The sequence below is a fragment of the Salinivirga sp. genome (genome assembly GCF_035268865.1).
Lineage (GTDB): Bacteria > Bacteroidota > Bacteroidia > Bacteroidales > Salinivirgaceae > Salinivirga.
In genome coordinates, this window is the sequence record NZ_DATFKB010000188.1 from 1 (window position 1) to 8863 (window position 8863).

Here is an 8863-nt window from a genome sequence, read left to right on the forward strand (position 1 = left end):
TTTTTACTTCTTGTTTTATTGTCATCCGTTATACGGGCGCAACAAGAAGACATGGAACCTGACCATTCTTACAAACCTCTTCAAGTCAATTTAAATGAGGATGGCAGTAAATACGTTCGATTTATCATGTGGCATCAATTATGGTTAGAGGGTAATTCTAATCAAGAAAGCCTGAGGTTCTCAATTAGAAGATCTCGTTTTTTGGCTTATGCACAAATTTCTCCTAGGTTTTTAATTCTCACACATTTTGGGTTGAACAGTTTAGGTGCAAATACGCTCACGGCTAATCCAAACAGCCAAACTGACAACCAAAGAAGTTTACTTTTTCTACATGACGCCTGGGGCGAATTTGCAATAGAGCCTGGAAAACTTCATGTTGGTGCCGGTCTACATTATTGGAACGGCATTTCAAGATTATCTAATCAAAGTACACTTAATATGATGACTTTAGATAATCCTGGAGCCGGTAATTCTGATGTGAGATTATTCCCCTGGAATAACATCACTACTAGTGATCAATTTGCCCGTCACCTTGGTATTTATGCCAAAGGTACATTAGGAAAATTACAATACAGAGTGTCTGCAAATAACGCCAGAAATAATATTGGTGAATTGGGAGGAGTGCCTAGTTATCAGGTCAATAATGCCCCGGAAAATTCTGACGGCTTATGGAATTTTGCGGGTTACTTTAAATACGATTTTTTTGATCAGGAGTCAGACAAACTCCCCTACTTTGTAGGTAGCTACTTAGGCAAGAAAAAAGTCTTAAGTGTTGGTGCCGGTTTCTTTCATCATCCTAACGCATTAGCCGTAAATACGGTGGATAACAGAGAATCTGTTACGCATTTTGCAGCAGATGCTTTTTATGATGCTCCTTTAAATGATAAACTGGCTATAAGCACTTTAGGGGCTTACTACAATTATGGTTACGGCAGTACAGATGGTTTTAATTCCGGAGGTCTTGTGCCCTCGTCAGGGAGTATAATTCACGGGCAATTTGGATTGCTATTTAGAGACTACAAACTCATGCCTTACCTTACCTACAATACCGCAGATTTAGACTTTACACCTGAAAGAAGTAACGAATTTGGCATAGGTCTTAATTATTTCATCAACGGCCATTTTGCGAAATTAACAGCTGAATTTACAACAGGCAACAGAGGATTTACCGGTGCTGAATCCTCAAACATTTTTAGATTACAAGCCCATATATTCTTATAAACCTAAAAACTAAAACTATGGAAAATAACCCTTCAGAAAAACAAAAGCACGCCACAAAATACTGGCGTGAGAACTTAAAATACCTGGTTGTATTGTTGTCAATATGGTTTACGGTATCCTACGGAGCAGGCATCTTATTAGTAGATGTTTTAAACGAAATAACTATTGGCGGCTTTAAGTTAGGCTTTTGGTTTGCCCAACAAGGCTCAATCTACGTCTTTATCGTTCTGATATTTGTGTACGTACGATTAATGAACAAATTAGACAAAAAATACGGATTCGATAAACAATAAAAACTATGGATGCTCAAACTTTAACTTATATATTTGTTGGACTTAGCTTTGCCCTATACATTGGCATTGCAATCTGGAGCCGTGCGGGCTCAACCAAAGAATTTTACGTCGCCGGCGGTGGTGTTTCACCATTAGCCAATGGTATGGCGACAGCCGCTGACTGGATGTCGGCCGCCTCATTTATTTCTATGGCCGGCATCATTTCTTTTATGGGCTATGATGGCTCAGTATTTCTTATGGGATGGACTGGTGGTTATGTGCTTTTGGCACTCCTACTTGCCCCTTACCTGAGAAAATTTGGAAAATTTACAGTTCCGGACTTTATTGGAGACCGCTATTATTCCAATACAGCACGAGGTGTGGCGGTAATTTGTGCACTTCTTGTATCGTTTACTTATATCGCTGGACAAATGCGGGGCGTAGGCGTGGTATTCTCTAGGTTTTTAGAAGTTGAAATCGATACTGGTGTTTACATTGGTATGGCTATCGTGTTATTCTATGCAGTTCTTGGAGGCATGAAAGGAATTACCTATACTCAGGTGGCTCAGTATTGTGTATTGATTTTCGCCTTTCTTGTCCCTGCGATATTCATTTCAATTCAAATGACGGATAATCCCATTCCTATGTTTGGTATGGGAGACACTTTGGCTTCAAATCCGGATACCTATATGCTGGATAAACTCGACGGCCTCAGCCAGGAACTGGGTTTTAATGCCTATACCGAAGGCTCCAAACCCATGATTGATGTTTTTGCTATAACTTTAGCTTTAATGGTTGGTACAGCAGGATTACCGCATGTTATCGTGAGGTTTTTTACCGTAAAACGTGTTAAGGATGCTCGAAAATCTGCAGGTTTTGCCTTATTGTTTATTGGCATCTTATATATTACAGCTCCAGCTGTAGCGTCTTTTGCTAAGCTTAACTTAATGGAAACGGTAAGAAATACACCTTATAAAGAACTTCCGGCATGGTTTAATACCTGGGAAGATTTGGGGCTGATTGGTTGGATAGATAAAAATGAAGATGGCAAAGTGCAATACCTTGGTGAAGGTATGAATGGTGGTGAAGCTATTGAAGGCAAAGGACCCGAATTTTTAGATGGTGAAACCGGTGCTGTTGGACAACGTGTAGTCACCAATGCATCGGCTAATGATAATGAATTATACGTAGACAGAGATATTATGGTTTTGGCTAATCCCGAAATTGCAGATTTACCAAATTGGGTTATTGCTTTGGTCGCTGCCGGCTGTTTAGCAGCGGCATTATCTACAGCTGCCGGCTTATTGTTGGTCATCTCTTCTTCTGTATCTCATGACTTGATCAAGAAAATGGTTTATCCTAAAATTTCTGACAAAGGCGAACTGATTGCTGCACGTCTTGCATCTGTTGTAGCAGTTGTCGTGGCCGGTTATTTTGGAATTAACCCACCCGGTTTTGTGGCAGCAGTTGTTGCACTGGCCTTTGGATTGGCCGCTGCGTCCTTCTTCCCTGCAATTATATTAGGTATTTTTTATAAGAAGATGAATAAAGAAGGAGCTATATCTGGAATGATTGTCGGGATATCTTTAATGTTGTTCTATATGTTAAAATTTAAATTTGACTTATTTGGCGGCGGAACAGCCGATGATTACTGGTTTGGCGTTTCACCGGAAGGTTTTGGTTCTATAGCTATGGTTATCAACTTTATAATATCTATTGTTGTTAGTAAAATCACAGCAGCACCACCGCAAGACGTTCAGGAAATTGTTGAAAATATCCGTATCCCCAGTGGCGCCGGAGAAGCAACAGGACACTAAATAGTTAGTAGTAATTAGTTAGTAGAGGGTAGTTCATTAATGGTCACAGACCATATTCAAATTGATATAACATTATGTTTATTAGTATTTTAATAGGTTTGTTATATGAAAGTAAGTAGCGAGCGAGTAGTATTTGGTGTTTAGTGTTAAGAGGCGATGCCCTGAGCCTAGCCGAAGGGTTTGAGGTTTGAGGTAAATTGAAATTTAATTTTGAAAACAAAAAGAAAATCTAAAACTACTAGCTAATAACAACCCACGGCAGACTACCCTCTACTGACTACCTTCTCAATACTAGAAGTATGAAGAAACGACATCAACAGAAAATAATACTGATTTCCATCTGCTTGATACTTTTATGGAATATTCCCGTAATCATGCTGTTCAATACGAATAGCATGATTCTCGGGTTTCCTTCCTTATATTTTTTTATCTTTATAACATGGCTTGCTGCAGCCATTGTTGCTTTTTTTATTATCAGAATTTATGATAAATAGTTGGTTCATCATAGTCATCATCATGGTCTATTTAGGCTTTTTGTTTTTCATTGCCTATTGGGCGGAAAAAAACAAAACGTCCAAGTGGGTAAAGTCGCCTTTTGTCTATGCCCTTTCACTTGCAGTTTATTGTTCGGCCTGGACTTATTATGGGAGTGTAGGAGTTGCTGCCAGATCCGGTGTTGAGTTTTTAACCATTTATCTGGGGCCGGTTATTGCTGCACCACTTTGGATTTATATTCTTCAAAAAATTATTAGACTATCAAAGGTTTACAACATTTCAAGTATTGCAGATTTTATTTCACTGCGCTATGGTAATAACCGTTCCGTTGGTGCTATTGTGACCCTTATTTGTGCTTTAAGCATCATTCCTTACATATCGCTTCAGCTAAAAGCAGTTTCAGAAAGTTTCAATATTCTTACCAATGCGGATAGTTCTTCTGTATCAAGTTCAGTTTTATTTACAGACACCACCTTCTATATAGCTATCATTCTTGCTGTATTTTCAGCATTTTATGGCACCTTACGCTATGATGCCTCTCAACAAAAACGCGGATTATTTTTTGCCGTATCTGTAGAATCTGTCATCAAATTAGTTATATTTATTGTGATAGGGCTGTATGTGTCATTTTACCTTTTTGATTCGCCAGGTCAGATCATTTCTTTAGCAAAAGAAAGCTTTGATACGGCGCCTTTAACTCAAATACAAGGGCTTGAAGGGGGCATTAATTGGTGGTTTACCATGGTATTATCCTTTCTGGCTATTTTTCTATTGCCCAGACAATTTCAGGCAAGTGTTGTAGAAAACAAAAACAAAAAACAATTGCATTCTGCACTTTGGGTCTTCCCCTTATACCTATTACTGTTCAACCTTTTTGTTGTATTTATTGCTTTTAGCGGAAAATTAAACCTGGGGATAGCTGCTAACGCCGATTATTATTCACTGCTTCTACCCTTACAAAACGAAGATGTCTTTTTGGCCATATTGGTTTTCATAGGTGGCTTATCGGCTATTATTTCAATGGTAGTGGTCTCTACACTGGCGCTTTCCACCATGCTGAGTAACAATCTGATTATCCCCTATGGTTTTATAAAAACTTTTCAAAAACACGAGCATGAAAAAAACCAGAAACTGATAAAAAATATTCGACGAATTTCGGTCTTTTTATTAATAGCTATTGCTTTTATGCTATACCGATTTGTAAATCCGCAAACCACATTATTCTCTATCGGCCTTTTGTCTTTTTTGCTTGTTGCCCAATTAGCACCCTCGTTTTTTGTCGGTATGTTTTGGAATAGAGGCTCTGCACTTGGGGCAAAAGCCGGAATGCTTGCCGGACTTGGTGTAGTACTTATTATTTATATTTTTCCATTTTTTCAAAATACAAGTTTTACAAATGAAGTTTCAAGTCTGGCAACAGCTCAGGTTTTCAGTTTTCAGGCAGAAAATCTTTCTTTTTTGTCCCCGGTCAATAATTGTTTTTTTTGGAGTTTAGCTTTAAATCTAATTCTGTTTTTAAGCTTTTCTCTTATTAAAAAGGGGAACTATCGTGAACGTAATTACGGGGAAGTCTTTGTGAATTCCAGTGCAGCCATCAATATGAAAGAAGATTCGTTCGTTTGGAAAGGCGATGCAGAAGCAAAGGACATCATTAATCTTTGGGACAGATTCATAGGCAAACAACGAGCAGCAAGAGCGCTAGATATTTTTAAACGCCGCTACAAAATCGATGACTTAGATACAAAAGCAGATGGCAGACTGGTCAACTTTTCAGAAAAACTTCTTACGGGGGCTGTAGGTAGTGCCAGTGCTAAAATCCTAATCAGTAATGTAGCTAAAGAACAACCTGTTTCTTTGCTCGAAGTGTTAAAAATCCTTGAAGAAAACCGCGAGGCCATGGCCAGCAATAAGCAACTTACTGCACAATCTGAGAAACTGATAAAGCTGACGAAAGAATTAAAAACAGCCAATGAGGCTTTAAAACAACAAGACAAACTCAAAGACGATTTCCTCAATGCGGTAGCTCACGAATTGAAAACCCCCATAACCTCAATACAAGCCAGCAGTGAGGTTTTAAAGGATAACGGCGATATGCCAGAAGACTTAAAACACCAGTTCTTAAACAATATTCTGTTTGATACACAACGCATTACCAGTTTAATTAATGATATTCTTGATTTAGAAAAACTGGCTTCAGGTCGGGTGAAACTCAATTTTAGCACCGGTAATTTAACCGAAGCTTTAAAGCATTCGATAGACAGCTTACAACCTATCGCCAATAAGAAAAACATAATCCTTAATGATTGCGGTATAAACACTCCCGTCAACATGATGTACGACAGCGATAAAATGCTGCAAGTGTTTACCAACATGTTATCCAATGCTGTCAAATTTGTAGAAGAAAATACAGGTGAAGTGAAGGTAAAACTAAAAGACGGTTTTGGGTCTGTAAAAATAGTAATAGAAGATAATGGTAAAGGTGTTCCTGAAATAGACAGGCCTTACATCTTTGATAAATTTTACCAATCAGATAATCAGGCCTTTCAAAAAAACGAAGGCAGTGGATTTGGCCTGGCCATATGTAAACAGATTATAGACCTTCATCAAGGGGAAATTTACCTTGATGACAGCTTTCAACAAGGCGCAAGATTTATAGTAGAATTACCAAAAATGAATGCATATGAAAAAGATACTATTAGTGGATGATGAACCTAATATCGTCATGGCATTGGAGTATTCCCTGAAAAAAAAGGGATACGAGGTGCTCATTGCCAGAGACGGTGAAGAGGCCATAAAGCTATTTGAAAACATTAAACCCTGTTTAGTGATTTTAGATATCATGATGCCCAAAATGGATGGTTTTGAAGTTTTGGAAAAAATAAAAGAAGACGAAGACGATACCTCTAAGGTCATCTTCCTAAGTGCAAAAAACAAAGAAGAAGACATTCAAAAGGGTTTGGATGCCGGTGCAGACGATTACTTTACTAAACCTTTTTCAACCAAAAAATTATTAGACAAAATTCAATCTATATATTAAACCTATTATTATGAGTTATTTAGAAGAATATAAAAAAAGTATAAATCAACCCGAAGACTATTGGATGATGCAGGCAGAGGCTTTAAAATGGGAGGTCAAGCCTAAAACCGCATGTCAAAAAGTCGAAGACGGCATATACCATTGGTTTCCCGATGGTAAAACCAACATGAGTTACCTCTGTGTAGACAAGCATATTGAAGAAGGCCATGGCAAAGAGGTTGCTGTGATATATGACTCGCCGGTAACAAATACCAAAGAACACATTACCTATGACAAATTACATCAGGAGGTGTCCAAACTGGCTGGTGGATTAAAAGATTTGGAATTATCAAAAGGGGATACCGTTATCATTTACATGCCGATGATTCCACAGGCCATATATGCCATGCTGGCCTGTGCACGTCTGGGGCTCATTCATTCTGTGGTATTTGGCGGCTTTGCACCTCATGAATTAGCTATTAGGATTGACGACTGCAAGCCTAAAGCGGTTATAACAGCATCTAATGGCATTGAAATAAAAAAAATAATCCCCTATAAACCTTATGTGGATGAAGCCATTAAACAGGCCAATCACAAACCCGAACATGTCATTATTTATGATAGAGGTTTAGATGTTGAGATTCCGCAGAAATCCTATGACATTGATTATACAACTTTAGTAGCTAAGTCTGAAAGTATTGCGCCGGTATCTGTGGAGTCTACACATCCCCTTTACATTTTATACACTTCAGGAACCACGGGGAAACCTAAAGGCATTATAAGAGATACTGGTGGTTATGCTACAGCTTTAAAATATTCAATGAAAAAGGTTTACGGGGTTGAAGAAGGTGATGTTTACTGGGCAGCGAGCGATGTAGGCTGGGTGGTTGGTCATAGCTATATTGTTTACGGGCCTTTGCTAAATAGAAACACAAGCGTTTTATTTGAAGGTAAACCTATCAAAACGCCTGATGCATCTACATTTTGGCGGGTGATAAGTGAACACAAGGTTAATGTAATGTTTACGGCTCCAACCGCTATCAGGGCCATAAAAAAAGAAGACCCCAATGGAAAATTTATCAAAAAATATGATTTATCCTCTCTCAAATACCAGTTTCTAGCTGGTGAACGCTGTGACATGGCCACCTTAAAATGGACTGAGCAGCAACTGAAAGTTCCCGTTATAGACCATTGGTGGCAAACAGAATCCGGCTGGGCCATGCTGGCGAATATGGTAGGAATTGAAAAACACCCCGTAAAGCCGGGCTCAGCTACCTTTCCTGTTTGCGGATACGATATCAAAATATTGAATGAAAATGGCAAAGAAGCCGCTGATGACTCTGAAGGCTATGTCTGTGTAAAACTTCCGCTTCCTCCGGGCTGTTTAAAAAACTTGTGGGGCAATCCGGAACGTTTTAAAGCCGGGTACCTTAATAAATTTCCAGGTTACTATTTTTCAGGAGATGGTGGTTATAAGGATGAGGACGGGTATGTCTTTATCACCGGACGCGTAGATGATGTTATCAACGTGGCAGGACACCGCTTATCTACGGCCGAAATGGAAGAAGTGGTGGCCAGTCATCCACAGGTTGCAGAATGTGCGGTTTTTGGCGTATATTGTGACTTAAAAGGACAAAAGCCTTTAGCCTTAGTTGTGCTAAAACCTGAAAACACGCTTAAATATGAAACTATTTCAAACGAAATTATTCAAGAAGTACGAAAAGAAATAGGCGCTGTTGCCTCTTTACGCGAAGTTGTAGTGGTCAAACGACTGCCTAAAACCCGTTCGGGTAAAATTTTACGTAAATTACTTCGAAATATTTCAGACGATTTGGAATACAATATTCCTTCAACTATTGACGATGTCAAAATAATTTCAGAAATTGAAACCGTATTTAAAGAAAAACAAATAGGAATACATAGAGATATTTAGTCGGTAGGCGGTAGAGGGTAGTGGACAGTTTGCAGTATTCAGTTTGCAGTATTCAGTGAGCAGTATTCAGTGAGCAGTATTCAGTTTGCAGTATTCAGTTTGCAGTATT

Annotated in this window: 6 protein-coding genes; all 6 read left to right on the forward strand. The window is 38.7% G+C overall.

The features are described 5' to 3' along the window. A partial coding sequence (locus VJ937_RS11155) for a hypothetical protein (RefSeq protein WP_324067096.1) occupies positions 1-1221 on the forward strand: 1221 nt, incomplete at its 5' end. Positions 1222-1238: 17 nt separating this feature from the next. Next, positions 1239-1514, forward strand: coding sequence for a DUF4212 domain-containing protein (locus VJ937_RS11160; RefSeq protein ID WP_324067099.1), 276 nt, complete (start codon positions 1239-1241; stop codon positions 1512-1514). A gap of 5 nt (positions 1515-1519) precedes the next feature. After that, complete coding sequence (locus tag VJ937_RS11165) at positions 1520-3310, forward strand: sodium:solute symporter family protein (RefSeq protein ID WP_324067101.1); 1791 nt, start codon at positions 1520-1522, stop codon at positions 3308-3310. A gap of 483 nt (positions 3311-3793) precedes the next feature. Next, entirely contained in the window at positions 3794-6511 is a 2718-nt protein-coding gene (locus VJ937_RS11170; protein WP_324067103.1) for a sensor histidine kinase, read from the forward strand. After that, positions 6486-6842, forward strand: a complete 357-nt coding sequence (locus VJ937_RS11175; protein WP_324067105.1) for a response regulator — start codon at positions 6486-6488, stop codon at positions 6840-6842. The genes VJ937_RS11170 and VJ937_RS11175 overlap by 26 nt, the downstream gene beginning before the upstream one ends. Before the next feature lie 10 nt (positions 6843-6852). Beyond that, complete coding sequence (locus VJ937_RS11180; RefSeq protein ID WP_324067107.1) at positions 6853-8754, forward strand: acetate--CoA ligase; 1902 nt, start codon at positions 6853-6855, stop codon at positions 8752-8754. Positions 8755-8863 lie beyond the last annotated feature (109 nt).

Coding starts and splice junctions, on each gene's coding strand:
- VJ937_RS11160 (WP_324067099.1), top strand. CDS start 1,239: ATGGAAAATAACCCTTCAGAAAAACAAAAGCACGCCACAAAATACTGG.
- VJ937_RS11165 (WP_324067101.1), top strand. CDS start 1,520: ATGGATGCTCAAACTTTAACTTATATATTTGTTGGACTTAGCTTTGCC.
- VJ937_RS11170 (WP_324067103.1), top strand. CDS start 3,794: ATGATAAATAGTTGGTTCATCATAGTCATCATCATGGTCTATTTAGGC.
- VJ937_RS11175 (WP_324067105.1), top strand. CDS start 6,486: ATGAAAAAGATACTATTAGTGGATGATGAACCTAATATCGTCATGGCA.
- VJ937_RS11180 (WP_324067107.1), top strand. CDS start 6,853: ATGAGTTATTTAGAAGAATATAAAAAAAGTATAAATCAACCCGAAGAC.